Source organism: Bordetella genomosp. 13 (genome assembly GCF_007679965.1).
In the GTDB taxonomy this organism is placed as follows: Bacteria; Pseudomonadota; Gammaproteobacteria; order Burkholderiales; family Burkholderiaceae_B; genus Bordetella.
Window position 1 is genome coordinate 62,901 of the sequence record NZ_VEHL01000009.1, and the last position, 16,110, is coordinate 79,010.

The following is a 16,110-nucleotide window of genomic DNA, read 5'->3' on the forward strand; positions in this document are numbered from 1 at the left end:
CGCCGCTACGCCTTCCGCATGCCGACATGCGCGATGCCGTCTTCCATATAAACGTCGGTGGCCGATACGAACCCATGGCCCGCATAGAACGCCTGCAGACGGTGCTGCGCGCCCAGGTAGATGGGAGCTTCCGGCCATAGCCGCCGCACCGCCTGCAGCGCCTGGCGCATCAATTCGTGGCCCAGCCCGCGGCCGCGCGCCGCGGCGGCGGTGACCACGCGGCCGATCACGGCGTCGCCGTCATGGCCGGCGGGGTCCAGCAGCCGCGCCCCGGCGACCAGCGCGCCGTTCTCCCAGCCCATCAGGTGCCAGGTGTCGCCGGCCAGGTCCTGGCCGTCCAGATCGAGGAAGACGCATTGCTGTTCCACCACGAAGACCTCGCTGCGCAGGCGCAGCAGGGCGTACAGCTCGGTCGTGGTGAGGTCGGCGTGGGGTTTGCAGGTCCAGGTGGGCACGGCGTGAACGGTGTATGTGCCACGCAGGCATCGGGCGCCTGCTTCGATGAAGCAGGCGCCGCGCGCGGGATCAGTTCCCGCTGATGTGGCAGGTCGACATCGTACCGGGATACCGGTAATCGGCCACCAGCAGCAGGCTGGCCGACAGCGGCAGGAGGTACTCGGAATCGAACTCGGGTTCGGTGCCGTCGGTCGGCGTGGCCGTGAAGACGGCGCTGGCCAGGCCGGGCAGCGCCGTGGGGTCGTCATCGCGATAGGCGTGCTGGTTGTATTGCAATGTGGTGCGCCGGGTGGCGCCGTCCGCGTCGGTCCAGGCCAGCGCGGTGCCCGAGATGCTCAAGGTGCCGGTGGGCTTGCCGCTGCTGCTGCACGTCCAGGCGCCGTCCATTTCCGTGCCTTGCAGGGCCTGCTGCCTGACCAGGTAGGTCACGCCGGTGATCGGGAAGATGGCATCGCCCTCGCGCGGCACGTCCAGCGCCAGCACGGGGCCGCGGTCGCCGGCCTGGACGCGGATGGGGCCCAGGTCCAGGGTCTGCTCGTCGGACTGGGTGACGACCGCGTGCAGCAGCCCGTCCGCCTGGTTCAGCGACACTTCTGCCGGGAAGGGCGGGTTCTCGTCCCCATCGGGATCCACGCAGCGTCCCTCGGCATTGAAGGTGCTTTCCACGCACAGCGCCGACGCGCCATCGGCGCCGATCCGCAAGGCGCCGAAGGTCGCCTGGTATTCCACGGGCAGGGGAGGCGTTCCGTCGTCCGACTCGCTCGGCAGGGCGCGGGCGTAGAGGTCGAGCAGATAGGTGCCGGCCAGCACGGCCCGATCGACCGGCGCGGCGTAGGCGGTGCCGCTGACCGAGGCGGTCATGCCGCCCAGCGCCACGGTGCCCGCGATGGTGCGCGTGCGGTCGTCGATCAGCAGCGTGAACACGCCGCCCGCGCCCGTCACCGTGGAGAATGCGCCGTTGGCGGTCCGCGCGAAGGTCCCGCTGGTGCCGGTCAGGTCGTAGGCGGTGTACAGCACGGCCAGCGTGTAGGCGCCGGTATCGAGGTTCAGCGTCAGCCGCCACGAATCGCCCATGTCGGCGACCAGGTCATACACGCGCACCGAGTCGGTGTTGCCGGCGATGGGCGCCAGGCCCAGCTGGGCGGCCGTGGCCAGCGATGCCTGGGTCACGGGGTCGACGGGAGGCGGCGGCGCGGAATCGTCGGGAGGCGGCGTTTCGGTGACGGGGGGCGGCGTGTCGTCATCGTCCGAACCGCCGCCGCCGCCGCACGCGGCCAGGAATACGGGAAAAAGCAAGGTGAGGGCCAGCTTCTTTCTCATGGAATCCGCCTGAGGGATGAGGGAAAAACGTAGGGAGGTCTCGCGGCGTCCGGCAGGGTATGGGGGAGGGGCGCGACGAGGGCAGACGGAGCATAGCCGGCCAGGTTTTGCCGCCTGCCGACATTGTGTTACCGCCTTTTAGTGGGCGCTGAACGAGAGCTGAACCGCCCCGGAGGCGCATGCGGCAGGGCCGTCCTTTCGATGACAACGGAAAGACAGAGGCCACGGGTATACCCTCGGTATGAAAATTTATTTTCTTTAATACAATGTGTGTGTAAACAGATTTACACGCACCGTCGCCAGCCCTCCGCGTTTCTCTCCTTAACCCCCTCGTGTCCCCCTCCAAGGCCAAGGCCGCTCCCTCGATCGCCGACCGCATCGCCCGCGCGCAACCGGAATTCAGTCCGGCCCAGCACGCCATGGCCGAGTACGTCCTGGCGCATCATTTCCGGGCGGCCACCATGACCATCGACGAATTCGCGGCGGCCGCCGGTGTGTCGGTGGCCAGCGCGAACCGGTTCGCGAAGGCGCTCGGCCTGCCGGGTTACCCGCAGTTCCGCGCCGAGCTGGCGCGCGGTTTCGAGGCCGCGCTCGAGCCCGTGGAGAAGCTGCGCACCGAGCTGGCCCAGTCGGCCAGCGCCGCCCAGATCTTCGCCGCGTCGCTGCAGGAAGACATCGCCAACGCGCAGCGCACGCTGCAGTCACTGGACGCCAATGCCTGCGAGCGCGCGGTCGACGCCATCCTGGCGGCGCAGCGCGTGTTCATCATCGGCTTCGGCGCCAGTGGGTTCCTGGCCGGCATGCTGCACCGCGCGCTGTGCATGCACCTGAACATGGTCGAATCGCTGGCCAGCGCGGGCGGGGTGTCCCACGCCGCGCGCCGCATGTCGCGCATGACGCGCGACGACCTGGTCATCGCCATCGCGTTCCCGCGCTACCTGTCCGACACCGTCACGCTGGCCCGCGCGGCGCAGCAGGCCGGCGTGCCGGTGCTGGCGCTGACCGACAAGCCCACTTCGCCGCTGGCGCCCACCGCTTCCGTCGCGCTGTACGCGCACAGCGGCCGCCAGCTCAGTCCCAACTCCGAAAGCGCGGCCCTCGGGCTCATCGAGGCCCTGGCGGCCGCGGTGGCGTACCGCGCCAAGAATTCCGTTGCCGCGGCGGCCGGCGTGACCGAGTCCGTGATGCCGTGGCTCATCCATGGTGTAGGAAAACGATGATTCAACCTGTGATCGCCATTCATGGCGGCGCCGGCGCGATGTCGCGCGCGGCCATGTCCCCCGAGAAGGAACAGGAATACCTGTCCGCGCTGACCCGCATCCTGGCCGCGGGCCAGGCCGTGCTGGCGGCCGGCGGCAGCGCCCTGGACGCCGTCACCGAGGCCGTGCGCCTGCTTGAGGACTGTCCGCTGTTCAACGCGGGTCACGGCGCCGTGTTCACCAGCGCCGGCACCCATGAGCTGGACGCGTCCATCATGGACGGCGCCACGCTGCGCTCGGGCGCCATCGCCAACGTCGATTGCCTGCGCAATCCGGTGCTGGCCGCACGCAAGGTGATGGAAGAAAGCAAGCACGTGTTTTTCGTGGGCGAGGGCGCGGAAGCCTTCGCGCGCGAACACGGCCTGGAAGTCGTCGACCCTTCGTACTTCTCCACCGAGGCCCGCCGTGAGCAGCTGCTGCGCGTGCAGCGCGAGACGCCCGACGCGGCCGTGCTGGACCACGACGGCCAGGCCCTGGTGGCACGCGGCCAGCCCGCCCCGGCCGATCCGCTGGATGCCGACAAGAAGCTGGGCACCGTGGGCGCCGTGGCGGTGGACGCGCAGGGCAACGTGGCTGCGGCCACGTCCACCGGCGGCATCACGAACAAGCAGGTGGGCCGCGTGGGCGACGCGCCGATGATCGGCGCGGGCTGCTACGCCAGCAACCGCACCTGCGCGGTGTCCACCACGGGCACCGGCGAGATGTTCATCCGCATGGTCGCCGCGTACGACGTGGCCGCCCAGATGGAATATTGCGGCACGCCGCTGGCCGAGGCCGCGCGCCGCGTGGTCGAGGACAAGCTGCCCACCATCGGCGGCAAGGGCGGCCTGATCGCCGTCGACGCGCAGGGCAACGTGGCCTTGCCGTTCAACACCGAAGGTATGTACCGTGGCTATGCCCGCGTGGGCGAGCCTCCCGTGGCGTCCATCTATCGATGACCGCCGCCGATTTACGTAGTCTGCAAGATAGGAACAATCAAGATGGTTGAGCGCGCATCCTCCCTGGCGCTGCCCGAGAATCGCGTGGTGCAGGTGGACGACCTGAGCGTGAACTTCGTGTCGTCTGAGCGCACGGTGAACGCCGTGCGCAACCTGTCCTTCCACGTCGACCGGGGCGAGACCCTGGCCATCGTGGGCGAGTCGGGTTCGGGCAAGTCGGTGACCTCGCTGACGCTGATGCGCCTGGTCGAGCACGGCGGCGGCCGCGTCGTCAGCGGCCGCATGGCCCTGCGCCGCCGCAACGGCGCGGTCATCGACCTGGCCGGCGCCAGCCAGCGCGCCATGCGCGGCGTGCGCGGCGCCGACATGGCGATGATCTTCCAGGAGCCGATGACCTCGCTGAACCCGGTGTTCACGGCAGGCGACCAGATCGCCGAATCGATCCGCCTGCACCAGGGCATGGACAGCGCGGCCGCGCGCGCCGAGGCGCTGCGCATGCTGGAACAGGTGCGCATCCCCGAAGCCCGTTCCGTGATGGACCGCCACCCGCACCAGCTCTCGGGCGGCATGCGCCAGCGCGTGATGATCGCCATGGCGCTGGCCTGCAAGCCCGCGCTGCTGATCGCCGACGAACCCACCACCGCGCTGGACGTGACCATCCAGGCGCAGATCCTGCAACTGATCCGCCAGCTGCAGGAAGAGATGCAGATGGGCGTGGTGTTCATCACCCACGACATGGGCGTGGTGGCCGAAGTGGCCGACCGCGTGCTGGTGATGTTCCGCGGCGACAAGGTCGAGGAAGGTCCGTCCGAGCAGATCTTCTCCGCCCCGCAACACCCGTATACCAAGGCCCTGCTGTCGGCCGTGCCGCGCCTGGGCGCCATGCAGGGCACCGACCTGCCGGCGCGCTTTCCGCTGCTGCACGTCGAGGACAAGGTGCAGGTGCCCGAGCCCGCCACGCAGGTGGCGCCGTCGGCCTCCAAGACCCCGGTGCTCAGCGTGCGCGACCTGGTCACGCGCTTCGATCTGCGCGGCGGCATCCTCAGCCGCGTGCAGCGCCGCGTGCATGCCGTCGAGCACGTCAGCTTCGACCTGTATCCCGGCGAAACGCTGTCGCTGGTGGGCGAGTCCGGCTGCGGCAAGTCCACCACCGGCCGCTCGCTGCTGCGCCTGGTCGACAGCCAGTCGGGCAGCATCCAGTTCGGCGGCCGCGACATCGTCAAGCTGCGCCCGGCCGAGCTGCAATCGCTGCGCCGCGACATCCAGTTCGTGTTCCAGGATCCCTTCGCGTCGCTGGACCCGCGCGTCACCGTCGGCTTCTCCATCATGGAGCCGCTGCTGGTGCACGGCGTGGCCAGGGGCCGCGAGGCCGAGCGCCGCGTGGCCGAGCTGCTGGAGCGCGTGGGCCTGCCGCCCGAAGTCGCGGACCGCTATCCGCACGAATTCTCGGGCGGCCAGCGCCAGCGCATCTGCATCGCGCGCGCCCTGGCCCTGAACCCGAAGGTGGTGATCGCCGACGAGTCCGTGTCCGCGCTGGACGTGTCCATCCAGGCGCAGATCGTCAACCTGCTGATCGACCTGCAGCGCGACCTGGGCATCTCGTTCCTGTTCATCTCGCACGACATGGCCGTGGTCGAGCGCGTCAGCCACCGCGTGGCCGTGATGTACCTGGGCCAGATCGTCGAGATCGGCCCGCGCCGCGCCATTTTCGAGAACCCGCAGCACCCCTACACCAAGAAGCTGATGGCGGCGGTGCCCATCGCGGACCCGGCCCGGCGCCATCGCAAGCGCACGCTGTTGTCCGACGAGATCCCCAGCCCCATCCGCAAGCTTGGCGACGACCCGCTGGTGCAGCCGCTGGTGGCCGTGGGTCCCGACCACTTCGTGGCCCGCCACAGCATCGGCGGCGCTTACTGATTTTTCCTAGCAGTCCTCTTCCACCAAAACCGACCTCTCCGAGAAGACAGGAGCCTTACATGAAATTCGTATCGCGCCCGACCAAGATCATGGCCGCCGCAGCGCTGGCCTTTGGCGTGCTGGCGTCGCCCATGGCGATGGCTGCCAAGGACGTTACCCTCGCGGTTGCCATCGCGCTGGAAACGCTGGATCCCTACAACACCAACAGCACCCTGAACCAGGCGGCCGGCAAGGCCTACTACGAAGGCCTGTTCGAGTTCGACAAGGACCTGAAGATCCAGAAGGTGCTGGCCACCGACTACAGCGTCACCGAAGACGGCCTGGAATACACGTTCAAGCTGCGCCAGGGCGTGAAGTTCCAGGACGGCACCGACTTCAACGCCGAAGCGGTCAAGATCAACTTCGACCGTCCTGCCAATCCGGACAACCGCCTGTCGCGCTACATCCAGTTCAGCGTGATCAAGCAGATCGACGTCATCGATCCCTACACCGTCAAGATCACGCTGAAGAAGCCGTTCTCGGCCTTCATCAACGCGCTGGCCCATCCCGCCGCCATGATGATCTCGCCGGCCGCCCTGAAGAAGTGGGGCAAGGACATCGGCTTCCACCCCGTGGGCACCGGCCCCTTCGAATTCGTCGAATGGAAGCCCGCCGAGTACCTGAAGGTCAAGAAGTTCGACGGCTACTGGAAGAAGGGCTACCCGAAGATCGACACCCTGACCTTCCGCACCGTCACCGACAACAACACGCGCGCCGCGGTGGTGCAGACGGGCGAGGCCCATTTCGCCTTCCCGGTGCCGTTCGAGCAGGCCGCCGTGCTGGCCAAGAACGACAAGATCGAACTGGTCGACCACCAGAACTCGATCATGGCGCGCTACCTGTCGATGAACGTGCAGCAGAAGCCGTTCGACAACGTCAAGGTCCGCCAGGCCATCAACTACGCCATCAACAAGCAGGCCCTGGCCAAGGTGGCTTTCGCCGGCTACGCCACCCCGGTGGACGGCGTGGTGCCGCAAGGCGTGGATTTCGCGCACAAGATCGGCCAATGGCCGTACGATCCCAAGAAGGCCAAGGCGCTGCTGGCCGAGGCCGGCTTCCCCAACGGCTTCGAAAGCACGCTGTGGTCCGCCTACAACGACGGCACGTCGGTGAAGGTGGTGCAGTTCCTGCAGCAGCAGCTGGCCCAGGTCGGCGTCAAGGTCTCGGTCGAGGTGCTGGAATCCGGCCAGCGCGTGCAGCGCGTGCAGCAGGTGCAGAAGCCCGAGGAAGCCAAGGTCCGCATGTACTACGCCGGCTGGTCCTCGTCGACCGGCGAGGCCGACTGGGGCCTGCGTCCGCTGCTGACCACCGCCGCGTTCCCGCCGGTGCTGAACAACGTGTCGTACTACTCGAACAAGAAGGTCGACGACGACATCGCCAACGCGCTGGCCACGGTCAACCGCGACGAGAAGACCAAGCTGTACAAGGATGCCCAGGAAACCATCTGGAACGACGCCCCGTGGGCCTTCCTGGTGACCCAGAACAACCTGTACGTGCGTTCGAAGAACCTGTCCGGCATCTACGTCGAGCCCGACACCTCGTTCTGGTTCGGCGATATCGACCTGAAGCAGTAAGCAGCAAGGCAGCAAACCCGCGAGCGTAAACCCGCGAGCTTTCAATCGCGTTATGCCGCATCGGCCGGGAGGCGAGTCCTCCCGGCCTTTGCCGCAGGAATTCTCAATGTTCACCTACATCGTCAAACGTCTATTGGGCATGATCCCCACGCTGCTGCTGGTGGCCGTGGTCGTGTTCCTCTTCGTGCACATGCTGCCGGGCGACCCCGCGCGCCTGGCCGCCGGCCAGGAAGCCGATCAGACCACCGTCGAGCTGGTCCGCAAGGAACTGGGCCTGGACCTGCCCCTGCCGCAGCAGTTCGTGCGCTACTTCAGCCACATGATGCAAGGCGACCTGGGCACCTCGCTGCGCAGCAAGCGACCCGTCGCCACGGAGATCGCCGAGCGCTTCATGCCCACCCTGTGGCTCACGCTGGCCGCGATGGCCTGGTCCGTGACCTTCGGCATGGTCATCGGCATCGTCTCGGCCGTCTGGCGCAACAAGTGGCCCGATCGCCTGGGCATGACGCTGGCGGTGTCCGGCATTTCGTTCCCCGCCTTCGCGCTGGGCATGGTGCTGATGCAGATCTTCTCCGTCGAGCTGGGATGGCTGCCCACGGTGGGCGCCTCCAGCTGGCAGCACTACATCCTGCCGTCCATCACGCTGGGCGCGGCCGTGGCCGCGGTGATGGCCCGCTTCACGCGCGCCTCGTTCGTCGAGGTCATCCAGGAAGACTTCGTGCGCACCGCGCGCGCCAAGGGCCTGTCCGAACGCGTGGTGGTGACCAAGCACACGCTGCGCAACGCGCTGATCCCGGTGGTCACCATGATGGGCCTGCAGTTCGGCTTCCTGCTGGGCGGCTCCATCGTGGTCGAGACCGTGTTCAACTGGCCCGGACTGGGCCGCCTGCTGGTCGACGCCGTCACCCAGCGCGACTATCCGGTGATCCAGGGCCTGGTGCTGCTGTTCTCGCTGGAATTCATCCTGATCAACCTGATTGTCGACGTGCTGTACGGCGTCATCAATCCCAGCATTCGCTACAAGTGAGGGCGGGCATGAGCAATATCGAAACCGCCTCGGCCACCACCGAAGCCGCCGCCGCCGGTCCCGGCGCGGCGCCCGCCGTGGCCGCGCAGGCCGCGGTGCGTACCCCCGCCACCGAATTCTGGCGCAAGTTCCGCAAGCAGAAGCTGGCATTGGCCGCCGGCCTGTTCGTGCTGCTGCTGGTCCTGGCCGCGGTGTTCGCGCCCTGGCTGGTGCCGTTCGACCCGGAAAACTTCTTCGACTACGACGCGCTGAACGCCACGCCCTCGTGGACGCACTGGTTCGGCGTGGATTCGCTGGGCCGCGACATCTTCAGCCGCGTGCTGATGGGCGCGCGCATCTCGCTGGCCGCGGGCTTCCTGTCGGTGGCCATGGGCGCCGTCGTGGGCACGCTGATGGGCCTGATGGCCGGCTACTACGAAGGCTGGTGGGAGCGCATCACCATGCGCATCTCCGACGTGCTGCTGGCCTTCCCGGGCATGCTGCTGGCCATCGGCGTGGTGGCCATCCTGGGTTCCAGCATGGTCAACGTGATCGTGGCCGTGGCCGTATTCAGCGTGCCGGCCTTCGCCCGCCTGGTGCGCGGCAACACGCTGGCCATCAAGCAGATGACCTACGTCGAGGCCGTGCGCAGCGTGGGCGCGTCCGACTGGACCATCATCATGCGCCACATCCTGCCGGGCACCATCTCGCCCATCGTGGTGTACGGCACCATGCGGATCGGCACATCGATCATCACGGCGGCCAGCCTGTCCTTCCTGGGCATGGGTGCGCAACCGCCCACGCCCGAGTGGGGCGCCATGCTGAACGAAGCCCGCGCCGACATGGTCATGGCCCCGCACATCGCGATCTTCCCCGCGCTGGCGATCTTCCTGACCGTGCTGGCCTTCAACCTGCTGGGCGACGGCCTGCGCGACGCGCTGGACCCCAAGATCGACCGCAAGTAAGCGGACCGCGGCGCCCTGGCGGCGCGCGCCGTCCCGCGGCAATCGTGCTGCCGGCCGGCCCCGGTGGGGCCGGCCGATTCTTTTCCAGGAGGCTGTGCGGCCACGCACGGAAGCATTCATGCAGGACTCTACCGCCAACCAGCCGCGCATCGGCATGCTGCCCGCCGGCCCGCGCGACGCGATCAGCGACGTGCCCGGCGTCACCGTCGGCCACTGCACGCTGGCAGAAGGCCCGCTGCAGACCGGCGTCACCGTGGTGCGTCCGCACGCGGGCGATCCCTACCGGGACAAGGTGCCCGCGGCCGCCACCGTGCTGAACGGATTCGGCAAGACCACCGGCCTGGTGCAGGTGGCCGAGCTGGGCGTGCTGGAAACCGACATCGCGCTGACCAACACCTTCGGCGTGGGCACGGTGGCCAACGCGCAGATCCGCCATGCCGTGGCGGCCAACCCCGAGATCGGCCGCCGCCTGCCCACGGTCAATCCGCTGGTGTTCGAGTGCAACGACGGCTACCTGAACGACATCCAGGCGCTGGCCGTGACGGAGGACCATTATCTGCAGGCGCTGGCAGGCGCGTGCGCCGAGTTCGCGCAGGGCGCGGTGGGCGCGGGCCGCGGCATGTCCAGCTTCTCGATGAAGGGCGGCATCGGCTCGGCCTCGCGCCTGGCCGAGGTGCAGCCCGGCGAGCGCTACACGGTGGGCGCGCTGGTGCTGTCCAACTACGGCCGCCTGCCCAACCTGACGGTGGCGGGCCGTCCCTTCGGCCGCCTGCTGGCCGAAAGCATGGACCGGCAGGGTTCGGCGCCGGCGCCCGCCACGGCCGAACCCGAGAAGGGCTCGATCATTCTGCTGGTGGCCACCGACGCGCCGCTGGACGCGCGCCAGCTGCGCCGCCTGTCGCTGCGCGCGGGCGCGGGCCTGGCCCGCACGGGCTCGGTGTTCGGCCACGGCAGCGGCGACATCGCGCTGGCCTTCACCACCGCCTATACCGTGCCGCATTTGGCCGAGCGCGGCATGCCCGCGGTGGCGTTCCTGCACGAGACCCGCATCGACCGCCTGTTCGAGGCGGCGGCCGACGCCACCGAGCAGGCCATCATCGCCGCGCTGTGGCATGCCGAGAGCGTGACCGGCCGCGACGGCCACGCGCGCCGCGCGATCCGCGAGGCGGCGCCGCAATGGCGCCGCTGGCTGGCGGACACGCAGCTCTGACCTTTCACCGCAATCCCTGATACCGACGAGTCCGTCATGAAGATCCTGATTTCCACCGACATCGAGGGCGTGGCCGGCGTGTTTCACGCCGAGCAGATCCGCGCCGGCAACGGCGAATACGAGCGCGCGCGCGCCTGGATGACCGGCGAGGCCAACGCGGCCGTGCAGGGCGCTTTCGCCGGCGGCGCCACCGAGGTGCTGGTCAACGACTCGCACGGCGGTTTCCGCAACCTGCTGCCCGACCAGATCGACGAACGTGCCCGGCTGGTGCTGGGCAAGCCTCGCTACCTCGGCATGATGGGCGGCCTGGAAGAGCAGTGCGACGGCGTGTTCATGATCGGCTATCACAGCCGCGCGCAGGGCCGCGGCGTGCTGGCCCATACCATCAACAGCTTCGCATTCGCGCGCGTGTTCCTGAACGGCATGGAGCTGGGCGAGGCGGGCCTGTACGGTGCGCTGGCGGGCGAACTGGGCGTGCCGGTGCTGCTGGGCACGGGCGACGACGCGTTCCTCGAGGAAACGCAGCCCATCTTTCCCGGCGCGCGCTGGGTGCAGACCAAGGTGGCGCACGGGCAGGGCAGCGGCGTCACGCTGTCGCCCGCCGCATCGCGCCGCGCGATCGCCGAGGCGGCCGAGCAGGCCGTGCGCGCGGCCGTGGGCAAGACCGTCCAGGCGGTTCCGTTCCGGATCCCCGGCCCGATAGAATGCCGGTTGCAGACGCAGAGCTCGGCACTGGCCGACCTGTTCTGCATGTGGCCGACACTGCAGCGCGTGGACGGCGTCACGCTGGGTTTCACGACCGACAGCGTGCAGGCCGCCATCCGTACGCTCAACAGCCTGGCGGCCATGTCCTTCATGTTGCGCTGAGGAACCTCCATGTCACCCATCCCCACCCGTCTTGCCGACCTGCGACTGGCCATGCGCCGCCGCGGGCTGGACGCCTGCATCGTGCCGTCCGCCGATCCGCACCTGTCCGAATACCTGCCAGAGCGTTGGCAGGGACGGCGCTGGCTGTCGGGCTTCACGGGATCGGTGGCCACGCTGGTGGTCACGGCGGATTTCGCGGGCCTGTGGGTAGACAGCCGCTACTGGGTGCAGGCCGAGGCCCAGCTGGCCGGCACCGGCATCACGCTGATGAAGATCGCCGCGGCCAACCAGCCCGGCCACGTCGCCTGGCTGGCGGCCAACCTGCGCGCCGGCCAGGCGGTCGGCGTCGATGGACAGGTGCTGGGCCTGGCGGCCTGGCGCGGACTGTCGGCGGCGCTGTCGCCCGCGGGCATCACGCTGGACATCCTGGCGGACCTGCTGGACGAGGTCTGGGCCGACCGTCCCGGCCTGCCGCAGGCGCCGGTGTACGAGCACCAGCCGCCGCAGGCGGTCGAATCGCGCGTCGAGCGCCTGGCGCGCGTGCGCGACGCCATGGACCAGTACGGCGCCGACGTCCACCTGGTCAGCACGGTGGACGACATCGCCTGGATCTTCAACCTGCGCGGCGCCGACGTCGACTACAACCCGGTGTTCCTGGCGCATGCGCTGATCGGCCATGACTACGCGTCGCTGTTCGTGGGCGCGGGCAAGATCGACGACACGCTGCGCGCCGCGCTGGCGGCCGATGGCGTGGAGGTGCTGCCCTACGAGCAGGCGGCCGAGGCGCTGGGCTCGCTGGAATCCGACCAGACCCTGCTGATCGATCCCGCGCGCGTCACCTGCGGCGTGTTCCAGCAGATGGATCCGGCCGTGCCGCGCGCGGAGGGCATCAACCCCTCCACGCTGTTCAAGTCGCGCAAGAGCGACGAGGAACTGTCCCACGTGCGCGCCGCGATGGAGCAGGACGGCGCCGCGCTGGCCGAATTCTTCGCCTGGTTCGAGGGCGCGCTGGGACACGAGACCATCACCGAAATCACCGTGGACGAACGCATCACCGCCGCGCGCGCGCGCCGTCCTGGCTATGTGTGCCCCAGCTTCGCCACCATCGCCGGCTTCAACGCCAATGGCGCCATGCCGCACTACCGCGCCTTGCCCGAATCGCATGCGGTCATCGAGGGTGACGGCCTGCTGCTGATCGACTCGGGCGGCCAGTACGTGGGCGGCACCACCGACATCACGCGGGTGGTGGCGATCGGCACGCCCAGCGCCGACCAGAAGGCCGACTTCACCGTCGTGTTGAAGGGCATGATCGCGCTGTCGCGCGCGGCCTTTCCGCGCGGCATCGCCTCCCCCATGCTGGACGCCATCGCCCGCGCGCCCATCTGGGCCAGCGGCGCCGACTATGGCCATGGCACCGGCCACGGCGTGGGCTATTTCCTGAATGTGCACGAAGGCCCGCAGGTCATCTCGTACCGGGCCGCACCCGGCCCGCACACCGGCATGCAGCCGGGCATGATCACCTCGAACGAGCCAGGGCTGTACCGTCCGGGCCGCTGGGGCGTGCGCATCGAGAACCTGGTGGCCAACCGTGCCTGGCTGGACGGCGAGTTCGGCGAGTTCCTGTGCTTCGAGACGCTGACGCTGTGCCCGATCGATGCGCGCTGCATCGAGCTGTCGCTGCTGAATGCCGAAGAGCTCGCCTGGCTGAACGACTATCACGCCACCGTGCGTCGCCGGGTGGCGCCGCTGGTCGAGGGCGAAGCGCTGGCCTGGCTCGTCGCGTCCACCGAGCCGCTGGGCGGCTGAGGCGCGCCGCGGTCCGCGCGCGCCCCTTCCCGGGCAGCGTGGTCGCCGTCGAGAGAAGGGTGGGCTCGCGCGCCGGCGCCCCGCCGGTCATCGCATTTTTGTAAGCAACCGTAGCCGGCACGGCCGTGGTTGCCGGCTGGCACGGGAAAACCCGCTGTCCGTCATGCGTCATGGCTATAATCACAATTTCCCGCTAGCACCCGCGGGGACGCAAACCTGCAGGGTGCCCTTCACGATGACCAAATACGTATTTGTCACCGGCGGCGTCGTCTCTTCCCTGGGCAAGGGAATCGCCGCCGCCTCGCTGGCTGCCATCCTGGAATCCCGCGGCCTGCAGGTCACGATGCTCAAGCTGGATCCGTACATCAACGTCGATCCGGGCACCATGAGCCCCTTCCAGCACGGCGAGGTCTTCGTCACCGAAGACGGCGCCGAGACCGACCTGGACCTGGGCCACTACGAGCGCTTCATCTCGGCCAAGATGCGCAAGGTGAACAACTTCACCACCGGCCAGATCTACGAATCGGTGCTGCGCAAGGAGCGCCGCGGCGACTACCTGGGCAAGACCGTCCAGGTCATTCCGCACATCACCAATGAAATCCAGGACTTCGTCGCGCGCGGCGCCGATGCCGCCTGGAACGGCAACACCGACGTGGCCATCGTCGAGATCGGCGGCACCGTGGGCGACATCGAGTCGCTGCCGTTCCTCGAGGCCGCCCGCCAGATGAGCCTGCGCATGGGCCGCAACAGCGCGGCCTTCGTGCACCTGACGCTGGTGCCGTACATCGCCTCGGCCGGCGAACTGAAGACCAAGCCCACCCAGCACTCGGTGCAGAAGCTGCGCGAGATCGGCATCTACCCGAACGCGCTGCTGTGCCGCGCCGACCGACGCATCCCCGACGACGAGCGCGCCAAGATCTCGATGTTCTCGAACGTTCCTCTGGACGCCGTCATCTCGGTGTGGGACGTCGATTCCATCTACAAGATTCCCGCCATGCTGCACCAGCAGGGCGTGGACAACATCGTGTGCGAGGCTCTGGGCCTGACCCCGCCGCCGGCCGACCTGTCCATGTGGGACAACCTGGTCGACGCGCTGGAGCACCCGCAGGACGAAGTGCTGATCGGCATGGTCGGCAAGTACGTCGACCTGACCGAGTCGTACAAGTCGCTGAGCGAAGCCCTGGTGCACGCCGGCATCCACACGCGCTCGAAGGTCCGCATCGAGTACATCGACTCGGAAGACATCGAGACGCGCGGCACCGACCAGTTGAAGCACCTGGACGCCATCCTGGTGCCGGGCGGCTTCGGCAAGCGCGGCACCGAAGGCAAGATCGCCGCCATCCGCTACGCCCGTGAAAACGGCGTGCCTTACCTGGGCATCTGCCTGGGCATGCAGCTGGCCGTGATCGAGTTCGCGCGCCACGTCGCCGGCCTGGGCGGCGCCAACAGTACCGAGTTCGATCCCGCCGCGCCGCATCCGGTCGTGGCCCTGATCAGCGAATGGATGGACCGCGAGGGCAACGTCGAGCGTCGCGACGACAAGTCCGACCTGGGCGGCACCATGCGCAAGGGCGCGCAGCGCTGCCCCGTCAAGGCCGGCACGCGTGCGCAAAGCATCTATGGCAACGAAGTGAACGAGCGCCACCGCCATCGCTACGAAGTCAACAACGTGTACGTGCCGCGCCTGGAAGAGGCCGGCCTGGTCATCAGTGCGCGCACGCCCACCGAGAACCTGCCCGAAATGATGGAGCTGCCGAACCATCCGTGGTTCGTGGGCGTGCAGTTCCACCCCGAGTTCACCTCGACCCCGCGCGACGGCCATCCGCTGTTCTCCAGCTACATCCGGGCAGCGCTTGAAAACAAGTCGCGTCGTACCAAGGAGGCATGATGCAACTGTGCGGATTCGAAGTCGGCCTGGACAAGCCCTTTTTCCTGATCTCCGGTCCGTGCGTGATCGAGTCGCGCGAGATGGCGTTCGACACGGCCGGCCGACTGAAGGAAATCACCGGCAAGCTGGGCATTCCGTTCATCTACAAGAGCTCGTTCGACAAGGCCAACCGCAGTTCGGGGTCGTCCTTCCGCGGGCCCGGCATGGACGAAGGCCTGCGCATCCTGGCCGACGTGCGTGATCAGCTGGGCGTGCCCGTGCTGACCGACGTGCACGACACGCCGCAGGTCGAGCCCGTGGCTGCCGTGGTCGACGTGCTGCAGACGCCGGCCTTCCTGTGCCGGCAGACCGACTTCATCCGCGCCTGCGCCGCGACGCTCAAGCCCGTCAACATCAAGAAGGGCCAGTTCCTGGCGCCGCACGACATGGTGCAGGTGGTGAACAAGGCCCGCGACGCCGCGCGCGAAGCCGGCGGCGATGGCAGCAACATCATGGTGTGCGAGCGCGGCGCGTCGTTCGGCTACAACAACCTGGTGTCCGACATGCGCTCGCTGGCCATCATGCGCGAGACCGACTGTCCGGTGGTATTCGACGCCACGCATTCGGTGCAGCTGCCCGGCGGGCAGGGCACCTCGTCGGGCGGCCAGCGCGAGTTCGTGCCGGTGCTGGCGCGCGCGGCCGTGGCCGTGGGCGTGTCGGGCCTGTTCATGGAAACCCACCCCAATCCGGCCAAGGCCATGTCGGACGGCCCCAATGCCGTCCCGCTGGACCGCATGGCCGACCTGCTCGCGTCGCTGGTCGAGATCGACCGCGTCACCAAGCGCAACGGCTTCCTCGAAAACCAATTCTGAATCCGACCATCGTT

At 68.4% G+C, this 16,110-nt stretch carries 13 protein-coding genes; 11 read left to right on the plus strand and 2 right to left on the minus strand.

What is annotated here, in order from left to right:
• Positions 1–5 precede the first annotated feature (5 nt).
• The gene (locus tag FS845_RS26725; RefSeq protein WP_144638752.1) at positions 6–455 is read right to left on the minus strand and encodes a GNAT family N-acetyltransferase; all 450 of its coding nucleotides are present in this window, start codon (positions 453–455) and stop codon (positions 6–8) included.
• 70 nt (positions 456–525) lie between these two features.
• Positions 526–1,776, minus strand: a complete 1,251-nt coding sequence (locus FS845_RS26730) for a hypothetical protein (RefSeq protein WP_144638754.1) — start codon at positions 1,774–1,776, stop codon at positions 526–528.
• 332 nt (positions 1,777–2,108) lie between these two features.
• Here FS845_RS26730 and FS845_RS20430 point away from each other — a divergent pair, with 332 nt between their 5' ends.
• The 11 genes from FS845_RS20430 (at position 2,109) to kdsA (ending at position 16,096) form a co-directional block, all read left to right on the plus strand.
• On the plus strand, positions 2,109–2,996 hold the full coding sequence (locus FS845_RS20430; protein WP_144638756.1) for a MurR/RpiR family transcriptional regulator: 888 nt from the start codon (positions 2,109–2,111) through the stop codon (positions 2,994–2,996).
• Positions 2,993–3,973, plus strand: a complete 981-nt coding sequence (locus FS845_RS20435; RefSeq protein WP_144638758.1) for an isoaspartyl peptidase/L-asparaginase family protein — start codon at positions 2,993–2,995, stop codon at positions 3,971–3,973. Before FS845_RS20430 ends, FS845_RS20435 begins: the two co-directional genes overlap by 4 nt.
• Before the next feature lie 42 nt (positions 3,974–4,015).
• On the plus strand, positions 4,016–5,890 hold the full coding sequence (locus FS845_RS20440; RefSeq protein ID WP_144638759.1) for a dipeptide ABC transporter ATP-binding protein: 1,875 nt from the start codon (positions 4,016–4,018) through the stop codon (positions 5,888–5,890).
• A gap of 59 nt (positions 5,891–5,949) precedes the next feature.
• Positions 5,950–7,503 (plus strand): glutathione ABC transporter substrate-binding protein GsiB, encoded by a 1,554-nt coding sequence (gsiB, locus tag FS845_RS20445; RefSeq protein WP_144638762.1) that lies wholly within the window; start codon positions 5,950–5,952, stop codon positions 7,501–7,503.
• 106 nt (positions 7,504–7,609) lie between these two features.
• Positions 7,610–8,530, plus strand: a complete 921-nt coding sequence (gene gsiC, locus FS845_RS20450; protein ID WP_144638764.1) for a glutathione ABC transporter permease GsiC — start codon at positions 7,610–7,612, stop codon at positions 8,528–8,530.
• 8 nt (positions 8,531–8,538) lie between these two features.
• The gene (gene gsiD / locus FS845_RS20455; protein WP_260986376.1) at positions 8,539–9,474 is read left to right on the plus strand and encodes a glutathione ABC transporter permease GsiD; all 936 of its coding nucleotides are present in this window, start codon (positions 8,539–8,541) and stop codon (positions 9,472–9,474) included.
• 118 nt (positions 9,475–9,592) lie between these two features.
• On the plus strand, positions 9,593–10,684 hold the full coding sequence (locus FS845_RS20460) for a P1 family peptidase (protein ID WP_260986377.1): 1,092 nt from the start codon (positions 9,593–9,595) through the stop codon (positions 10,682–10,684).
• 36 nt (positions 10,685–10,720) lie between these two features.
• Entirely contained in the window at positions 10,721–11,551 is an 831-nt protein-coding gene (locus tag FS845_RS20465; protein WP_144638768.1) for a M55 family metallopeptidase, read from the plus strand.
• A gap of 9 nt (positions 11,552–11,560) precedes the next feature.
• On the plus strand, positions 11,561–13,357 hold the full coding sequence (locus FS845_RS20470) for an aminopeptidase P family protein (RefSeq protein WP_144638770.1): 1,797 nt from the start codon (positions 11,561–11,563) through the stop codon (positions 13,355–13,357).
• A gap of 235 nt (positions 13,358–13,592) precedes the next feature.
• On the plus strand, positions 13,593–15,245 hold the full coding sequence (locus tag FS845_RS20475; protein ID WP_144638772.1) for a CTP synthase: 1,653 nt from the start codon (positions 13,593–13,595) through the stop codon (positions 15,243–15,245).
• Positions 15,242–16,096 (plus strand): 3-deoxy-8-phosphooctulonate synthase, encoded by an 855-nt coding sequence (gene kdsA, locus FS845_RS20480; protein ID WP_144638774.1) that lies wholly within the window; start codon positions 15,242–15,244, stop codon positions 16,094–16,096. Before FS845_RS20475 ends, kdsA begins: the two co-directional genes overlap by 4 nt.
• The last annotated feature ends 14 nt before the right edge of the window (positions 16,097–16,110 follow it).